Source organism: Enterococcus sp. AZ141, assembly GCF_051714385.1.
GTDB lineage: Bacteria > Bacillota > Bacilli > Lactobacillales > Enterococcaceae > Enterococcus_D > Enterococcus_D entomosocium.
The window spans coordinates 1,587,339-1,604,566 of sequence record NZ_JBIORT010000001.1 but is presented as its reverse complement, the minus strand read 5'-3'; the positions used below and the strand labels follow the sequence as shown (position 1 = coordinate 1,604,566).

Sequence of the window (17,228 nt, the reverse complement as noted above, 5' to 3'; positions counted from 1 at the left end):
CGATATCAACTATACAACACTATATCTTGTGCCGTCAACTGAAACTTTTGAAGCACAGATCAAGAATTTTTTCAATAAAAGTTTAAAGATTTTTGCTTTTTTTTGAAATCTCATACGGAATGCTTAACGAAAGAGCCTTCTTCTAGTAAAATAGGAAAGGATCTTTAATTAAATTGTGTTTTTGTCAGGAGATAGTTACAATTGACTGACAAACGATAAATGAATCATGTGGGGTAAGCTCCCTAGAGAAATGAGGAAAATAATGTCAATTGGTACTGGCATAGCTACAGGAAAAATCATCTTAATGGGTGAACATTCAGTTGTTTACGGTGAACCAGCAATTGCTTTCCCTTTTGCGGGAGCAAAAGTACAAGTCGAGATTACAGCAAATGAAACAAACACCTTGATTTCAAGTTACTATCACGGTCTGCTTGAAGAAGTCCCCAGCCACTTAAAAAATGTCAAAGACTTGCTGCATCGTCTGCAACAAGACTTCCACACGGGTCCTTTTGCAACCTCCATCGTCAGCACTATCCCTTCTGAACGGGGAATGGGTTCTAGCGCGGCGGTCGCTGTTGCACTGACTCGCGCTTTTTTTGATTGGATCAAAAAAGACTTTACAAAAGAAGAATTGATGACCTATGTCAACTTTTCTGAAAAAATCGCTCATGGCAATCCTAGCGGGATCGATGCTGCGGCAGCCAGTGGGACAGATGCCATTTACTTTATCAAAGGGCATCCCATCACTTCGTTTCCCCTCACGATCGACGGTTATTTGCTCGTCGCTGATACTGGAATCAAAGGGCAAACGAGAGAAGCAGTCAAAAGTGTCGCCCATCTTTTTGAAACCAGCAAGCAGCTGGCTAGTCAAGCAATCCAGCGTTTAGGGATCGAAACCAAAAAAGCTAAAGAGGCCATCATAGCCAATCAATTAGAAGTATTAGGTGAAAGCATGAACAACGCCCATCAGGCCCTGCAGCAGCTAGGGGTCAGCAATCAGCAACTGGATCAGTTGGTTTCCTTAGCGTTGGCACACGGTGCTTACGGGGCAAAGCTGACCGGCGGGGGCCGGGGCGGCTGTATGATCGCACTAACCAAAACGAAGGAACAGGCTGAGAATATCAGCCGTATTTTATTGTCCGATGGCGCTCGTGCGGCATGGATACAAGGATTAGGAGTTTATGAACATGTATAAGGGAAAGGCTCGCGCCTACACGAATATCGCATTGATCAAGTATTGGGGAAAACAAGATGAAACTTTCATTTTACCGATGAACAATAGTTTGTCCCTGACCCTCGATGCTTTTTACACAGAAACAACGGTGGCTTTTTCACCTGATTTTCCACAGGATTGCTTTACGCTGGATGGTGTGGTGCAAACAGACGCTGCCACAAAAAAAGTTGCGGACTTTTTGGATCTGGTACGAAAAAAAGCGGACTGCCCGTGGTATGCCACGGTGGAAAGTCAAAACTTCGTCCCAACCGCTGCTGGACTTGCCTCTTCTGCCAGCGGATTAGCGGCCTTGGCGGGTGCCTGTAGTGAAGCACTGGACTTAAACTTGTCGGAGCAAGAGTTATCCCGTTTGGCCCGTCGCGGTTCTGGTTCGGCGTGTCGGAGTATCTACGGCGGCTTTGCTGAATGGCATCAAGGCACCGATGAGACTTCTTTTGCCACGCAAGTGCCGTCGAATGGCTGGGAAGAAGAATTGAGTATGATCTTTATTTTGATCAACGCACAAGCCAAAGAAGTCTCCAGTCGTGAGGGGATGCGCCGAACCGTTGAAACCTCAAGCTTTTATCCGGGTTGGCTTACTGCCACCGCAACTGATCTCGTGAAAATGAAACAAGCGATTGCCGAGAAAGACTTTACTGCTTTAGGTGAAACGACCGAGGCCAACGCCTTGAAAATGCATGGAACGACCTTAGCCGCCGAACCACCTTTTACTTATTGGTCTTCTGAATCTTTACGAGCCATGGAATGTGTCCGAATGCTGCGAAAAAAAGGATTGGCTTGCTATTTCACGATGGATGCTGGTCCCAATGTCAAAGTTTTATGCCAAAAACAAGAAGAACAAACGATTTTACGTGAATTAAGTGCTCACTTTGCCTCAGAACAATTAGTAACTGCTCACGCGGGTAAAGGATTAGCCTTTTTACCGGTGGAAGAATCTTCTGCCATCAACTAAGAAGCCATCGATTAGGAGTGTCGAAATGATTGAACTATCTGTTCCCGGAAAACTATTTATTGCTGGTGAATACGCGGTTGTCGAACCTGGTCATCCTGCAATCATCGTTGCCGTTGACCAATTTATTACGGTCAATGTGGAAGAGGCCCGTAAAAACGGCAGCATCCAGTCTGCCCAATACAGCGACCTGCCGATTCGCTGGACGCGTCGCAAAGGCGAATTAGTCTTAGACCATCGGGATAATCCTTTCCACTATATTTTGGCAGCCATTCGTCTGACGGAAAAATATGCCCAAGAAAAAGGCATTCCCCTTTCCTTTTACGATTTAAAAGTGACCAGTGAACTGGATAACTCGAACGGTCGCAAATATGGCCTCGGTTCCAGCGGCGCCGTGACTGTTGCCACGGTCAAAGCATTGAATCTGTACTATCAAATGGAAATGGATCGGTTGACCCAATTCAAAATTGCGGCTCTTGCCCATCTCGCTGTTCAAGGCAATGGGTCTTGCGGTGATATTGCAGCCTCTTGTTATGGCGGCTGGATCGCTTTTTCAACCTTCGATCACGACTGGGTCTTAGCCAAACAAAAGGACCATACCTTAACAGAATTGATCGCTTTCGATTGGCCAGGATTATCGATCCGTCCCTTGACGGTTCCGAAATCGCTTCGACTATTGATTGGTTGGACAGGCTCTCCTGCCTCTACTTCTGATTTAGTGGATCAAGTCTATCAATCCAAAGAAGAAAAAGAAAACGCCTATGCCGCCTTTTTAGCAGCCAGCAAAGACTGCGTCAATCGATTGATCGACGGCTTCTTAAATGAAGACAGTCGCACGATCAAAAAAATGATCACAGAAAATCGAAAGCTCCTGCGGGAGTTGTCCGCACTGACTGGTGTGCCGATTGAAACTCCAGCACTTAAAAAGCTTTGTGATCTAGCAGAAAATTATTGTGGTGCAGCCAAATCTTCCGGTGCCGGCGGCGGCGATTGCGGTATCGTGATCGTTGACCAAAAAACCGGTATTTTACCATTGATGAGTGCGTGGGAAAAAGCCGAGATCACCCCATTGCCGCTGCATGTTTACCATTACCGGGAGGACCTATCATGAATCGAAAAGATGAACATGTTTCCTTAGCAAAAGCGTTCCATAAAGAACACAGCAACGATTTTGATGCAGTTCGCTTGGTCCACCAGTCCTTTCCGCAAATTGACGTGGCTGATGTGTCAATTACGACGACTGTCTTTGACCGCTCATTTTCCAGCCCTTTTTTCATCAATGCCATGACAGGCGGCAGTGAAAAAACCTTAAAAATCAATCAAGAGTTAGCAGAGATCGCGCAAGCCTGTGATTTGATGATGGCAACCGGCTCCGTTTCGGCTGCCTTAAAAGACCCAAGTGTCGCCGATTCTTTCCGTATCGTCCGTAAAGCCAATCCTGACGGCTTCTTATTAGCCAATATTGGCGCGGGCAGTCCCGTTGAAAATGCACAGCGGGCAGTGGAGCTCTTTGATGCCGATGCCTTGCAGATCCATCTTAATGCACCGCAAGAATTAGTGATGCCCGAAGGCGATCGTCAATTTAGCCAATGGCTGTCCTTATTGGAAAAAACGATGGCTTCTGTTGCCGTTCCGGTTGTCGTCAAAGAGGTCGGCTTTGGGATGTCCCGTGAAACGATCCAGCAGTTACTGGCGATCGGCGTACAAACGATTGATGTTGCTGGGAGCGGCGGCACAAGTTTTACTCAAATCGAAAATGCTCGTCGAAAAAAACGTGAATTGGCGTATCTTGATACCTTCGGCCAATCCACCGTGATTTCCTTGCTGGAAGCAAATGAGATCCAACAGCCCTTTACCCGCATCGCTTCAGGCGGCGTTCGGGATGCTTACGATATCTTCAAAGCACTTTGCCTTGGTGCGGATAGCGTAGGACTATCCGCCACGATCCTCGTGCTGCTTTTGTCAAAAGGCAAAGAAGAAACCATCGCCACCTTACAATCATGGAAGGAACAGCTGCAGATGCTCTACACAATGGCAGGACAGACAAGCACTAAAGACCTCACCAAGGTTCAGCTGATTTTTTCTGGCGCTGTCAAAGAGTGGTGTGAAGCACGTCAAATTCCCTTAGCAAAGTATAGTTTGCGTTGAGAGATCCAATCGCTGACTACCACATCAAATAAGTAAAAGCAGTACAATTCGTTTTTTATTGTGCTGCTTTTTTTGTGTTCTTTTTTCTATAATAGTAAGTTTCCATTTATCATTTGGATAGTAGCGTTATTTAATCGCTACTTGATAATCACTTTCATTATCAGGTACGTTGTTTTTTTACCATCTTGTTTTCGAATGTGCTATGCTCAAGTCGAGGGAGGAATAATCGATTGTTTCTTGAGAAAAGGATCGGTTTTTTCATTCCTAGACTACATTCAAAAGGAGGCGTTTCTTATGAGTAAATCCGAATCGTCGGCTGTTTTTTCAACGATTGCTTGTTTGCTATTGATGGCAACTGGCTTTCTTATGGCATCTTTTTCCATTCCTTATAGCTTTGTCCCTTATCTGTTAGCGATTCTTGCCGGGGGTTGGAAACAAACCTGGGAAGGCACGCAAGAATTGGTGCACGACAAACGGTTGAACGTCGATCTACTGATGGCGTTAGCCGCCATTGGTGCCTGTATCATTGGGCATTGGTTTGAAGGGGCGATGCTGACCTTTATCTTTTGTTTGAGCGGTGCCCTTGAGGAATATACGACCAACAAAAGTACGCGAGAAATTAGTTCATTAATGGCACTGCAACCAACGACTGCCTTAAAAATGATTGAATCTGGGGAGCTCGTCGAAGTACCAGTCGAAGCCCTTCAGTTAAAAGATACGATTATGGTGGCAAAAGGCAGTGCGATCCCGATCGACGGTATCGTGATCCAAGGAACCAGCAGTGTTGATGAGGCGGCCATCAGTGGCGAATCCATTCCTGTCGAGAAACGTTTAGGCAGTGAAGTCTTTGGGGGAACCATCAACCTTGGGCAGCCATTGTACATTGAAGTTACTCAAACGAGTGAAAACACCCGCTTTGCAAAAATCATTCAATTGGTGGAAGAAGCGCAGCAAATGCCAAGTCAAACGGCGACCCTGATCGAAAAAATCGAACGGATCTATGTGCCGATCGTCCTGATCGCCGTCCCACTAATGATCGTTTTGTGTACGTTTTTCACGAATTGGGGGTTCCAAGAAAGTTTTTATCGTGGCATGGTCTTACTAGTAGTGGCATCCCCTTGTGCCTTAGTCGCCTCTGCTACTCCTGCGACGTTAGCAGCCATTTCTCACGCTGCTCGTTTGGGCGTTTTATGCAAAGGCGGACAAGCCTTGGATGCCTTTGCCAATGTCAAAGCGATCGCTTTTGACAAAACCGGAACGCTGACTCGAGGCAAACCTGCTGTCACTGATGTTCATCTATTGCTGGATGAACCGTTTATCCCCCAACTGATTGTTGGGATGGAAAAACAATCAAATCACCCATTGGCTGAAGCGATCTTGGCGTATTTCCACGATGAAAGACCATTGGAATTAGCAGTGGAAGAACAAGCGGGGGTCGGTCTAGCCACCACTTACCAAGCTGCCCATTGGACGATTGGAAAAGAAGTCGATCTAACCTCTGTTGCTGTCAGTGAACAAACCCGCATCCAAGAATTGAAAGCAGCCGGAAAAACCTTGATTTATATCAATCGTGACCGTGTATTAGCAGGGTATTTAGCACTATTGGATCAGCCCCGTCCTGAAGCTCGTGAGAGTCTTGCCTACTTCAATAAGCAAGGAATTCACACGACGATGCTGACGGGTGATCATTTAGGTACTGCCAAAGTGATCGCCGCAGAAATCGGCTTGTCTGACTATGAAAGTGATTGCCTGCCTGATGAGAAAACCACTCGTATCAAAGAAATGAAAGAAACCTACCAAATCAATGCGATGGTCGGTGATGGGATCAATGATGCCCCCGCCTTAGCGACCGCAAGTGTAGGGATCGCGATGGGCGAAGGAACAGATGTCGCAATGGATGTGGCGGACATCGTCTTGATGAAAAATGATTTGCTGCGTTTGGTCGACAGTCACCGTTTGGCTAAGAAATTACAGCGGATCATCAAACAAAACATCGTCTTTTCTATCAGTGTCATCTTGTTGCTGATCGCTTCAAACTTCCTTGAATTTCTCACGCTACCTCTAGGGGTCGTGGGTCATGAAGGAAGCACGATCTTAGTTATCATAAACGGGTTGCGTATGCTTTTGCCATTACACAAAGAAACACCCCAGCAAGCCAAACCAACCCGCAAAGATTGCGATGATTGTGTCTTGTATCAACAGTCTTTGCATACGTGACCACTATTTGCACTAGCAAAAACGCCCATTGTTGGCACTTCACTAGAAGTCCATCAACGGGCGTTTTGCTGTTTTTTCTACTTATGCTTGATTGGCAAGTTGTTCCGTGTAGAGTTTGCCATCGTACATCTTAAAGAATGGATAATAGCAGAGAATGGAAACCCCTAAGTTGATCAAAGCGATCAGGATGGCTCGGAAATCACCGCCGGTTCCTAAAAACGCCCCTATGCCCACCGGTGAAATCCAGGGAATTCCCGTAATGACTTTATCGACAAAGCCAAACGAGCTAGCAAAGTAAGCAATCGTCACGTTGATCAAAGGTGTTACGATAAAGGGGATGATCAAATACGGATTGTAGACGATCGGTGCCCCGAAGATCACTGGTTCATTGATGTTAAAAAGCCCCGGTAAGATCGCTGCTTTTCCTAAGACTTTGAGCTGTTGTGATTTTGCCACAAACAGCATCAATAAAACCAATCCAAGCGTACTTCCTGCTCCGCCCATAAAAATATACATGTTCACAAAATCCCCAGCAAAAATATTATTGGCACCATCGATATTTTCAGTTAGAGCCACCAATAGGATGGGATTGATGAAACTATTTTTAATAACTGCCGTCCCATGAACCCCCACTGCCCATAAGAGGTGGATAAGGAGCATAATCACGATGATTCCTAACCAAGAACCCGTCAACTCCTTCACGAATTCAAATGGTTTGGATAGCAATCCGTGAAGATCCGTGTGGAAAACCGCCAGTACTCCATTGATCGCCACCATCAAAAAGGCAATCAAAATCGCTGGGATCAATGACGCAAATGCTTTGCTGACTCCATCGGGAACTCCTACAGGCATCTGGATGGTGATCTTTCTTTTTACACAAAAACGATAGACTGACGTAGCAAGTACTGCGGTGATAATCCCGATGAAGATCCCTACTCCACTGAAGCGAGTGATCCAACCGCCTAAAGCGACCCCATTGTAAACAATGGCGGTTTCGCTTTCTGATTGTAGCAATTGTGCAGTACCATCTGTGATATCGACCTGAATGATCGTCATTAAAAAGGCAAACAAACTTAATAACGCTCCTACAAAACTGCTCATAATCAAATGCTCTTCTTTATGATAAATCTCAGTTAAATAATACCCTGTTGCTAAACAATAAAAAACAGCAATCGAACCGACAGACATGGTAGTTACGACACTATAAAGCGGCGAAAATCGTAAAATCGTTTGTTCGAAAAAGCTAGCCAGTGGCGGAATGATTTGTGGTAAATTATTAATGATCAAAAAAATCGATCCGACGATCGTAAAAGGGACCGTAATGATCCCTGCTTGCATGATTGCGCGAATAAAGCGTAAATTCGCCAACTTATTCAAAGGCGGCATCAAACGCGTTTCTAAAAAGGTAAAAACACTTGTCATCGTTACTCCTCCAACGAAGGGATCGCCCCTTCTTCAATCAGCTTTTGATACCAATAAAAGCTGTCTTTTCTCACTCGTTTTTGTTCTTTTTCCTCTGCATCATTGCGATCTACGTAAATAAAACCATACCGTTTTCGAATCCCTTCATGCACACTAATCAAATCAATGGCAGACCACGGGCTATATCCGATCAGATCCACCCCAGCATTGATCGCGGCTAAGCATTGGCTGATATGCTGAGACAAATAATCGATACGGTACGGATCATGAACCGTGCCATCTGCTTCTAGATAGTCTTCGGCCCCTAAGCCGTTTTCAGTAATGATGATCGGCAAGTGGTAACGATCATAAAGTGTTTGCAACGTCGTTTTCAGTCCCAAGGGATCGATGGTCCAATTGAAGGCATTTTTCTTCAAGAACGTATTGGTGAACCCTTTGTAAAAACCACGCTCCATAATGTCTTCACTTTGCTGATCACTGATGCCGTTTTTCATGTCCCCAGCTTCCGTCGGCTGCTCCACTGTCACCGTGGTGTAGAAGTTCATTGCGACAAAGTCAGGCAGAGCCCGTTTCATCAACACCTCATCTTCCGGACCAAAGTCAATCGTGAGGCCGTTTTGGTTCAAATAATCTTGAAAGACCGTATTGTAACGACCGAAGCAGGCGAAATCAAGGTACGCCCAGTTCCGGACACTGTTGAAATACAGCGCCGCTTGGTTGTCTTCTGGTCGACTAGTCGCCGCATAGACCAACGAAATATTCGGCACCGGTCCGATTTTGCCATTCGGTACGATTTCATGACACGCTTCGAAAGCATATTTTTCAGCGATCATCAGGTGATGAAATTGCTGGTATTTTTCTGATAATGGAATCTTTTTCCCTAATATTTTTTGATCCACCAACAGCATGATATTTGGTTCATTGATCGTCAGCCAGTGCGTCACTCGATCCCCATAGGCTGTAAACAGCGTTTTGGCGTATGCGGCAAATGCCTCAACGGTGCTGCGTTTTGTCCAGCCGCCTTCGTCTTCCAATGCTTGCGGCAAGTCAAAATGGTTCAACGTTACAAAGGGCTGAATGCCGTGTTTCAGCAATTCATCAATGACATCGCTGTAATGATCCAATCCTTTTTGATTAATAGTACCGCGCCCTTCTGGAAAAATTCGCGACCAAGCGATCGAAAAACGGAAAATTTTGATCCCCATTTCTGCTAACAAGGCGATATCCTCTTTGTACTGGTGGTAATGGTCAACAGCCACAGTAAAATCCGCGATCTTGTGGTTGTCTCTTGGACGAGTATCTTGGACACTCAGCCCCTTGCCGTCGGTTTGATACGCCCCTTCGGTTTGGTGAGCGGAAATCGATGCTCCCCATAAAAAATTAGTTGGAAATGTTTGTTTCATATCGTACTCCTTATCCTAAATAAGATGCGTTTAACATCTTAGAATTATTGCTTGCATGGCAAAGACAATATTCTGAATTATCTCTTATTTTTCGCGGTAACGCAAAAAATAACTCCTGTCAAGTAAGACCCTTTTGAAGAGCTGCTACTTAGACACAAAAAAAGCAAAGTCCAGTTTCCTAGACTTTGCTTATGATTTAGAAGTAACAGCTTATTTTTGCTCTGCTTTATCTTCGTTCAATAGTGCTTTTCTTGAAAGGTTCACACGGCCTTGTTTGTCGATTTCTGTGACCTTCACTAAGATTTCGTCGCCTTCTTTGACAACGTCTTCTACTTTGTTGACCCGTTCGTTCGCAAGTTGTGAAATGTGAACTAAGCCGTCTTTGCCTTTGATCAAGTTGACAAACGCACCGAATTTTTCAACACGGACAACTTTCCCAAGGTACACTTCGCCAACTTTTACTTCTTTCGTCAATTCTTCAATAATCTTGATAGCTTTTTGGATCATTTCTGCATCAGCAGAAGCAATCGAAACTTTTCCGTCTTGATCGATATCGATTTTCACGCCAGTTTCATCAATGATGCCATTGATGGTGTCGCCGCCTTTACCGATTACATCTTTGATCTTCGCAGGATCGATTTGGATCATTTCGATCTTCGGTGCATATTGGCTTAACTCTTCACGAGGAGCAGCCAATGTTGATGTCAATTCATTTAAGATTTCCATCCGTGCTTTTTTCGCTTGATCTAATGCTTCTGTCAAGATTTGTTCAGTGATTCCTTGAATCTTGATATCCATTTGTAACGCAGTGATCCCATCTTTGGTTCCAGCAACTTTAAAGTCCATATCGCCAAGGTGATCTTCTAAGCCTTGAATATCAGTTAAGATCGTGTAGTTTTCACCATCAGATACAAGTCCCATTGCGATACCTGCAACTGGTGCTTTGATTGGTACCCCTGCATCCATCAATGCTAAAGTTCCAGCACAAATACTTGCTTGAGAAGAAGAACCATTTGATTCTAATACTTCTGCAACGAGACGGATTGTGTAAGGGAAGTCTGTTTCATCAGGAATCACTTGTGCTAAGGCACGTTCGCCTAATGCACCATGACCGATTTCACGACGCCCTGGTGAGCCGGCACGACCAGTCGAACCAACAGAAAATTGAGGGAAGTTGTAATGGTGGATGAATCGTTTTGATTCTTCAACCCCTAATCCATCAATGATTTGGTGTTCTCCTAAAGGTGCTAACGTACAGGCGGACAATGCTTGGGTTTGTCCCCGAGTAAATAGACCAGAACCATGAACACGTGGCAATAGGCCAACTTCTGATGCCAGTGGACGGATTTCGTCTAATTGACGACCATCCGGACGAATCTTGTCGATAGTAATCAATTCGCGAACCACATCTTTTTCAAGATCTTCCGCGATTTGTTTCACTTCTTTCAAGAATTGTGCTTCCTCTTCATGTCCAGCAAATTTTTCTGCATACACTTCTTTCACTGTGTCTTTGACTTTATCGATCTCGTCTTCACGAGCCAATTTTTCTTCAGTCATAACAGCAGTTTTCATTGTTTGGTAGTAGCCGTCGAAAATTTCTTTTTTCAAGTCAGCATCTACTTGTAACAATTTGACTTCCATTTTTGGTTTGCCCACAGCTGCGACAACTTCTTCTTGGAAGGCAACCAATTCTTGGATAGCATCAAAACCGAATAATAACGCACCTAACATGTCTTCTTCAGAAACTTCTTTCGCGCCTGATTCAACCATGTTGATGGCTTTTTTCGTTCCAGCTACTGTCAATTCGATATCAGTTTGTTCTGCTTGTTCTACTGTTGGATTCAAGACGTACTCGCCATTGACCCGACCAACATCAACACCAGCGATCGGTCCGTCAAACGGGATATCTGAAATAGACAATGCTAAAGAAGAACCTAACATTGCCGCCATTGCTGGCGTACAATCTTGCTCAACACTCATTACGATGTTTGTTACTTGTACTTCGTTACGGAAACCTTCCGCAAACATTGGACGGATCGGACGGTCAATCAAGCGGGCAGTCAAGGTTGCTTCCGTACTTGGACGTCCTTCCCGTTTGATAAAGCCACCAGGTACTTTCCCTACGGCATACATTTTTTCTTCGTAATTGATTGTCAATGGGAAAAAGTCGGTATCTTTTGCTTCCTTAGATGCAACCGCTGCACTTAGGACAACCGTATCGCCATAACGAACCAATACAGCTCCGTTTGCTTGTTTGGCTAATTGGCCAACTTCTACTTCTAATGGGCGGCCGCCCCAAGTTGTTTTGAATACTTGTTTTTCTGTCATGTTCTGCTCCTTTTCATCGGATCCCAGCAAGTCACTACTAAACAAATGAAAAAATCGGAATGTCGTTCCGCTGCTTTCATTTGGTTAGTAGGATGCTGCTTACAAGGACCCAAAATTCTTTTTAGCTGCGCTTTTTGATTCACCAGTCAAAAGGCCGCTCTTTCGGTGTTTCACTTTTTAGATGGCTCGAGATCACCTGTCAGACTGCATCAGCTGTTTTAGCCGACACTGCAGTCGCAGTGATTCCGCTGCTTGGTCACTACGCTCGTTTTCCTCGCCTAGTAGGTTTCATCATCTGCTCTGTGCGGCTTGCGCCGCTCAGTCGCAGTGATTCCGCTGCTTGGTCACTACGCTCGTTTCCCTCGCCTAGTACTATTCATCATCTGCTCTGTGCGGCTTGCGCCGCTCAGTCGCAGTGATTCATAGCAAAAAAGTGAGATTCGGGTTGAACCTCACTTTTCTTTGTTTGATTAACGACGTAATCCTAAAGCTTGGATTAATTCGCGGTAACGTTGTACGTCTTTTTGACGTAGGTAAGCTAATAAGTTACGACGATGTCCAACTTTTTTCATCAACCCACGGTATGAATGGTGGTCTTTTTTGTGCATACGTGCATGTTCGTTCAAATGGTTGATTTCTTCTGTTAAAACAGCGATTTGAACTTCTGGAGAACCAGTATCTCCTTCATGACGTGCAAATTTGTTGATGATTTCGTTTTTGCGTTCTTTTGAAATTGCCATGTTTTTCACCTCTTTTTCTTTTTCCCCTGCGACTGAGTAAAACGTTGGTGATTCGTTAAACCAAGTAACAGGTACTGTGCTTTTCACACGTAATTACTTTACTTGATTCTAAGGAAAAAAGCAAGTTTATCTACCTATTCTTTTCGTTTCTTTTGAAAGCTCCTCCAAAACTTATGTTATACTTAGGATACTACTCTATCTAAAGGAAGTGTAAGGATGAGCGTTCTTTCCCGAATCGAGAGCATGAAAAATGAATTATCGCTTTCTGAGAAGAAACTCTTCGCATTCATGGAGGCCAATCCTGAAAAAGTGCCGTCGATGACTGCGAGTCAATTAGCAGAAGCCACTGGGATCAGTGCGCCGACTGTCGTACGCTTTGCGAAAAAAACCGGCTTTGCTAGTTTGACAGATTTAAAAATACAATTATCTGCGGAATCCGGCTTGCGCCAAAATGCCAATGAAAACTTGGGCTATGCCGATGTTGAATTAAATGAGCCCTTTCATGCCATCACATCTAAATTAAGCCACAATGCACAGGTGACTATGAATGAGACGGCCCAATTGTTAGAAGAACAGCTGATGTTGGCTGCCGCTGAACTGATCGCGACTCGTGAGCGAATCTTTGTCTGCGGGATCGGTGCTTCTTCATTGATCGCACAAGATATCCAACAAAAATGGACCCGTTTAGGCAAAATCGTCGTGTTTGAAAATGACTACAATCTCTTGTTGCCGCAACTCGTCAAAAACGAGAAAAAAAGTCTCCTCTGGGTCATTTCCAACAGTGGACACACGCCTGAGATGGTTCACTTAGCAGAAATCGTTAAAAATCTTGGCGTCCCGATTCTGTCACTCACCCGATTTGGCAGTAATCCGTTAACAAAGTTGGCGGATGTTCCCCTGCAAGTGTCCCGTTCCAAAGAAGCCAACCAACGTAGTGCTGCTACGAATTCGATTATCGCCCACCTATTGGCGGTCGATGTCCTTTTCTATGTCTTTTTAAGTAAGAATGAAAAGCTGGCACGCAATATCTATGCCTCACGCCAAGCCATTGCCGATTTTCGTGAGAAGTATTTATAAAATATTCATAGCCAAAGAAGTCCGCAGGAAAGTTTTCCTGCGGTATTTTTTCTTCTAAGGACACTTTGATCAATCAAGGGCATTCTTGGCAGCTACTTCTGCCAACCAAAAACTGGACGCTTTGGGATAACGCTCGAAGTCATTTTTCAAATCCACTCGATAAAACCCATAGCGGTTTTTATAAGCGTTCAACCAGCTCCAGCAATCCATAAAGGTCCACATATGGTAGCCGAAGCAAGGTGACCCATCTTCGATCGCGCGATGCAGCTGACGCAAATGGTCTTCAACAAAGGCGATCCGATACCTATCATTGACCTGCCCCGTGGCGTCCATGAACCGTTCTTCCTCAGATACCCCCATGCCATTTTCGGAAACAAACCATGGCATGTTTTGATAGTCATTCTTTAGACGCATCGCGATATCGTAAATCCCTTCTGGATAGATTTCCCAGCCGCGATGAGGATTGATTTTTTTCTCTGGCCAATCGTACCCACGAAATAACTGACGTGGCTCAAAGGGACCGGATGCTGCCTTCTGCGGAAGTGGTGCTTGGATCCGCAACGGTTGATAATAATTGCAACCAATAAAATCTACGGTATTTTCACGAAAAATTTCCGCATCTGTTGCTTCATATTCAGGGGACAAGTGATGCTCCTTGAATAAGCTCGTTAGCTTTTCTGGAAATTGTCCATAAACGACACAGTCCAAAAAACTGCGAATATACAAGAGATCTGCCCATTCAGCGGCTTCTCGATCAGCCGCTTCTTGACTTTTTGGATAAACAGGTGACAAATTCAAGATGATACAGATTTCTCCATCAGGAAGTGCGATTTTACGAAACTCAGCAACTGCCTTCGCATGGGCTAACAAGGTATGATAACCAACTTGAATTGCCCGCTTGAAATCACGTACTTGCGGCCAATGAGCATCTCCGTAATACCCACATTCAATATGCACCAATGGTTCATTAAAGGTCGACCATTTTTTCACTAAATCGCCAAATTGTTCAAAAGCAGTTTTTGCATAAAATGCAAAATGGTCCACGGATTCCCGCGCCTCCCAGCCTCCTTTTTCCATCAGCCACCAAGGCATGTCAAAATGAAACAAATTAATGATTGGTTCGATGCCTTGATCCAGCATTTCCTGAAAATATGCCCGATAAAACCGGACTGCCGTCTGATTCAATGTTTTTCCATCTGGTAATAAGCGGGTCCATGCAATCGATGTCCGATAGGAATTCAAGTTCATGGCCTTCATGTTTGCTACGTCTTCCCGGTATTGATAGTAGGTATTTGAGGTGTCGCTTGGTCCGACACCATCGTAAAAGCGTGACGGCTCCAACTCAAACCATTTGTCCCATGTAGAGGGACTTTTGCCGTCAACCACTGCGGCCCCCTCGGTTTGCGGTGCTGACGCGGCCGCTCCCCATAAAAAGTTTTTTGGAAAGTGAATCATTCTTTTGCTCCTTTCTGAATTACCTGCCACGTGCGGTCAGGGTTGGACCGTTGAAATACAAATCGATACTGCTGACCTGCTGTTTCGACTTCCAGACAAAACGATGTTGTTTCTTCCAAGGAAATTGCCAGCTGCTGCAATGATGCTTCACCGATCACGAGTTGAAAAGTTGCTTGTCCTTGACTAGGCACCCATACTTTTTGAAAGCCGCATAAGACTTTTTTCCTCGGCACATATGCTTTTGTATACTCTTTTAGATAGCATTGGACCACTTCTTTACCAGACACAGTAGAATGATTTTCAAGTGTGCCACTGACGATAATGCCTTCCCCTGCATATTCAGCCGAAACCGAGCTGCAAATAAAAGAGGCATAACTAAGCCCATAACCAAAAAAATATACTGGTGCGCCTTTTTGATCGAGGTAGTCTTTTTGAAACGCTGTGTTGCGATAATTATAACAGACAGGCAGTTGTCCAACTGTATCAGGAATAGAAACTGCTAATTTCCCACTAGGTACCGTTTCACCAAAAAGAATCCGAGCAATCGCTTCCCCTCCATATTGGCCGGGATAGCCAACGTAAAGCACCCCATCGAACAAGTCTTGCAAAGGAGCTAAGCAATGCGGTCGACCGGAAATCACGATCCCAATCAGCGGCTTTTTACTCTTCTTCAACGCAAACAGTAAATCCAACTGGTATTGCGGCAAATCGAGGGTAGCCAAGTCGATGTTTTCTCCACTGGTCATTTCCTGAGATCCCCTTAAGGCGGCACCGTTTTTGTCAAAATCCGTTGTGAAATCACGGGCACTGGAGCCGCCGATCGTCACTAAGACGACATCCGCTTTTTCTGCAATCTGACAGGCTTGCCTTCGTTGAGCCAGTGTGCCACTAGAGATTTCGCAGCCTTTCTCGTAGAAGAAGTCAGCTTGATGCGTACTTAAACTGGTCAAACCTTCCCAAAGGGTCGTACATGTTGTTTCTTCCTTGAATGGCGTATAATCCCCCAGCTGATGATAGAGCTGTTTAACGTGAGGACCGATGACGGCAATCTTTTGTTGCGTTTTCTTCAAAGGCAAAATACCATTGTTCTCTAGTAAAACAATCGATTCCTCCGCCAATTTCAAGGCAACTTGTTGCGCCTTTTCTTTACGGGGCAATGAAACACGGGGCGTTGCTTCTTTAAACAAGCCAAGTTTTTCTTTCAAAAGAAGCACACGACGGACTGCATCATCGATCGCCGTTTCCGCAAGTAGCCCCTCAAGGACAGCTTCTTCTAACACTGGGAAAACTTCATCCCATAAACTAACATCCACACCGCTGGTCAAGGATTTGGCGGCCGCTTGTGGGTGGCTCCCCAGCCAGTCAGCAATCCGATCCAGCCCACACCCATCGGCCATCACAATTCCCGTAAAGCCACTTTCTTCTCGTAAAACATCTTGCAGCAAATACGCATTGGCATGGCATGGGATACCGTCTAGATCATTGTATGCAGCCATACACCCCAAGGCCCCAGCAGCAATCCCTGCTTTCATTGGTGGCAGATGGATCTCGCGGAATTCCCGATCACCGATTGCCACTGGCCCTGCATTGTGTCCCCCCATTCCTGCACCTTGGGCAGCAAAGTGCTTCAATACCGCTAAAACGTTCTGCTTTTCTATCGTTGTTTTTGATCCTTGTAATCCTCTGACGGCCGCTTTGGTAAAGCTGCTGGTTAAAAACGGATCTTCACTGAAACATTCTTCAGTTCGCCCCCAACGCGGATCTCTAGCAATGTCCAATGCGGAAACCAAGCCAACATGGGCTCCTTTTGCCCGAATCTCTTGAGCAGTGATGGTTTGGGCCGCTTGATACAGCTCTGGATTCCAACTAGAACCAACACTAAAATTGACCGGAAACGTCGTCGCTTCTAAACCTTGGTGCCCGTGAGGACACTCTTCACTGAGAAGGGCCGGAATCCCCAGCCGAGTGTGCTCCTGCAAATAAGTTTGAATCATAAGGGATAGCTCATAGGACTCCGTGGTCGTCAGGCCTGTTTGCTGATTTCTACTTGACCAAGGATCAGCTCGAAACACGCCGTAAATCCAGCCAAGACTGCCAAAACGAGCTACTTCTTTTTTAAAGGTTTCAGTCAACATAATTTTTCCATTGTTTTTTTCGTAAACTTCCCAACCATACAGACGCTGATTCAGCTGGCCGATTTTTTCTTTCAATGTCATTTGCCGTAAAAGGGTCTCAATCATATGCTTCTCCATTTC

12 protein-coding genes are annotated in these 17,228 nt (G+C 45.0%); 6 read left to right on the top strand and 6 right to left on the bottom strand.

Going from position 1 to position 17,228, the window contains the following annotated elements; genetic code table 11:
* Window positions 1-262 precede the first annotated feature (262 nt).
* From mvk to IGI89_RS07500, 5 genes are all read left to right on the top strand, one after another.
* Window positions 263-1,195: a mevalonate kinase gene (gene mvk / locus IGI89_RS07520; protein WP_008379501.1), complete on the top strand. Its 933-nt coding sequence runs from the start codon at window positions 263-265 to the stop codon at window positions 1,193-1,195.
* Complete coding sequence (gene mvaD, locus IGI89_RS07515) at window positions 1,188-2,186, top strand: diphosphomevalonate decarboxylase (protein WP_438735494.1); 999 nt, start codon at window positions 1,188-1,190, stop codon at window positions 2,184-2,186. Before mvk ends, mvaD begins: the two co-directional genes overlap by 8 nt.
* 25 nt (window positions 2,187-2,211) lie before the next feature.
* Window positions 2,212-3,294: a phosphomevalonate kinase gene (locus tag IGI89_RS07510; protein WP_005233792.1), complete on the top strand. Its 1,083-nt coding sequence runs from the start codon at window positions 2,212-2,214 to the stop codon at window positions 3,292-3,294.
* The gene (gene fni, locus IGI89_RS07505) at window positions 3,291-4,331 is read left to right on the top strand and encodes a type 2 isopentenyl-diphosphate Delta-isomerase (RefSeq protein WP_438735493.1); all 1,041 of its coding nucleotides are present in this window, start codon (window positions 3,291-3,293) and stop codon (window positions 4,329-4,331) included. The genes IGI89_RS07510 and fni overlap by 4 nt, the downstream gene beginning before the upstream one ends.
* 294 nt (window positions 4,332-4,625) lie before the next feature.
* The gene (locus IGI89_RS07500) at window positions 4,626-6,548 is read left to right on the top strand and encodes a heavy metal translocating P-type ATPase (RefSeq protein ID WP_438735492.1); all 1,923 of its coding nucleotides are present in this window, start codon (window positions 4,626-4,628) and stop codon (window positions 6,546-6,548) included.
* Window positions 6,549-6,629: 81 nt separating this feature from the next.
* Here the strand turns inward: IGI89_RS07500 and celB are convergent, their stop codons facing one another.
* The 4 genes from celB to rpsO form a co-directional block, all read right to left on the bottom strand.
* Window positions 6,630-7,970: a PTS cellobiose transporter subunit IIC gene (gene celB / locus IGI89_RS07495; protein ID WP_438735491.1), complete on the bottom strand. Its 1,341-nt coding sequence runs from the start codon at window positions 7,968-7,970 to the stop codon at window positions 6,630-6,632.
* A 2-nt stretch (window positions 7,971-7,972) separates the two neighbouring features.
* Window positions 7,973-9,373, bottom strand: a complete 1,401-nt coding sequence (locus tag IGI89_RS07490; protein ID WP_438735490.1) for a glycoside hydrolase family 1 protein — start codon at window positions 9,371-9,373, stop codon at window positions 7,973-7,975.
* 210 nt (window positions 9,374-9,583) lie between these two features.
* Window positions 9,584-11,701 carry a polyribonucleotide nucleotidyltransferase gene (pnp, locus tag IGI89_RS07485; RefSeq protein WP_008379486.1) on the bottom strand — a complete coding sequence of 706 codons (2,118 nt, stop codon included), beginning with the start codon at window positions 11,699-11,701 and terminating at the stop codon, window positions 9,584-9,586.
* Window positions 11,702-12,171: 470 nt separating this feature from the next.
* A complete protein-coding gene (rpsO, locus tag IGI89_RS07480) occupies window positions 12,172-12,441 on the bottom strand; it encodes a 30S ribosomal protein S15 (protein ID WP_005228072.1) in 270 nt (89 codons plus the stop codon).
* 216 nt (window positions 12,442-12,657) lie between these two features.
* On the opposite strand from rpsO, the gene IGI89_RS07475 reads away from it, so the two are divergent.
* Window positions 12,658-13,518 (top strand): MurR/RpiR family transcriptional regulator, encoded by an 861-nt coding sequence (locus IGI89_RS07475; RefSeq protein ID WP_008379484.1) that lies wholly within the window; start codon window positions 12,658-12,660, stop codon window positions 13,516-13,518.
* Between the two features lie 69 nt (window positions 13,519-13,587).
* Here IGI89_RS07475 and IGI89_RS07470 read toward each other — a convergent pair whose 3' ends face one another.
* Both IGI89_RS07470 and IGI89_RS07465 read right to left on the bottom strand, forming a co-directional pair.
* Window positions 13,588-14,973 carry a glycoside hydrolase family 1 protein gene (locus tag IGI89_RS07470; protein ID WP_438735489.1) on the bottom strand — a complete coding sequence of 462 codons (1,386 nt, stop codon included), beginning with the start codon at window positions 14,971-14,973 and terminating at the stop codon, window positions 13,588-13,590.
* A complete protein-coding gene (locus IGI89_RS07465; protein WP_438735488.1) occupies window positions 14,970-17,225 on the bottom strand; it encodes a glycoside hydrolase family 3 N-terminal domain-containing protein in 2,256 nt (751 codons plus the stop codon). The genes IGI89_RS07470 and IGI89_RS07465 overlap by 4 nt, the downstream gene beginning before the upstream one ends.
* Between the last annotated feature and the right edge of the window lie 3 nt (window positions 17,226-17,228).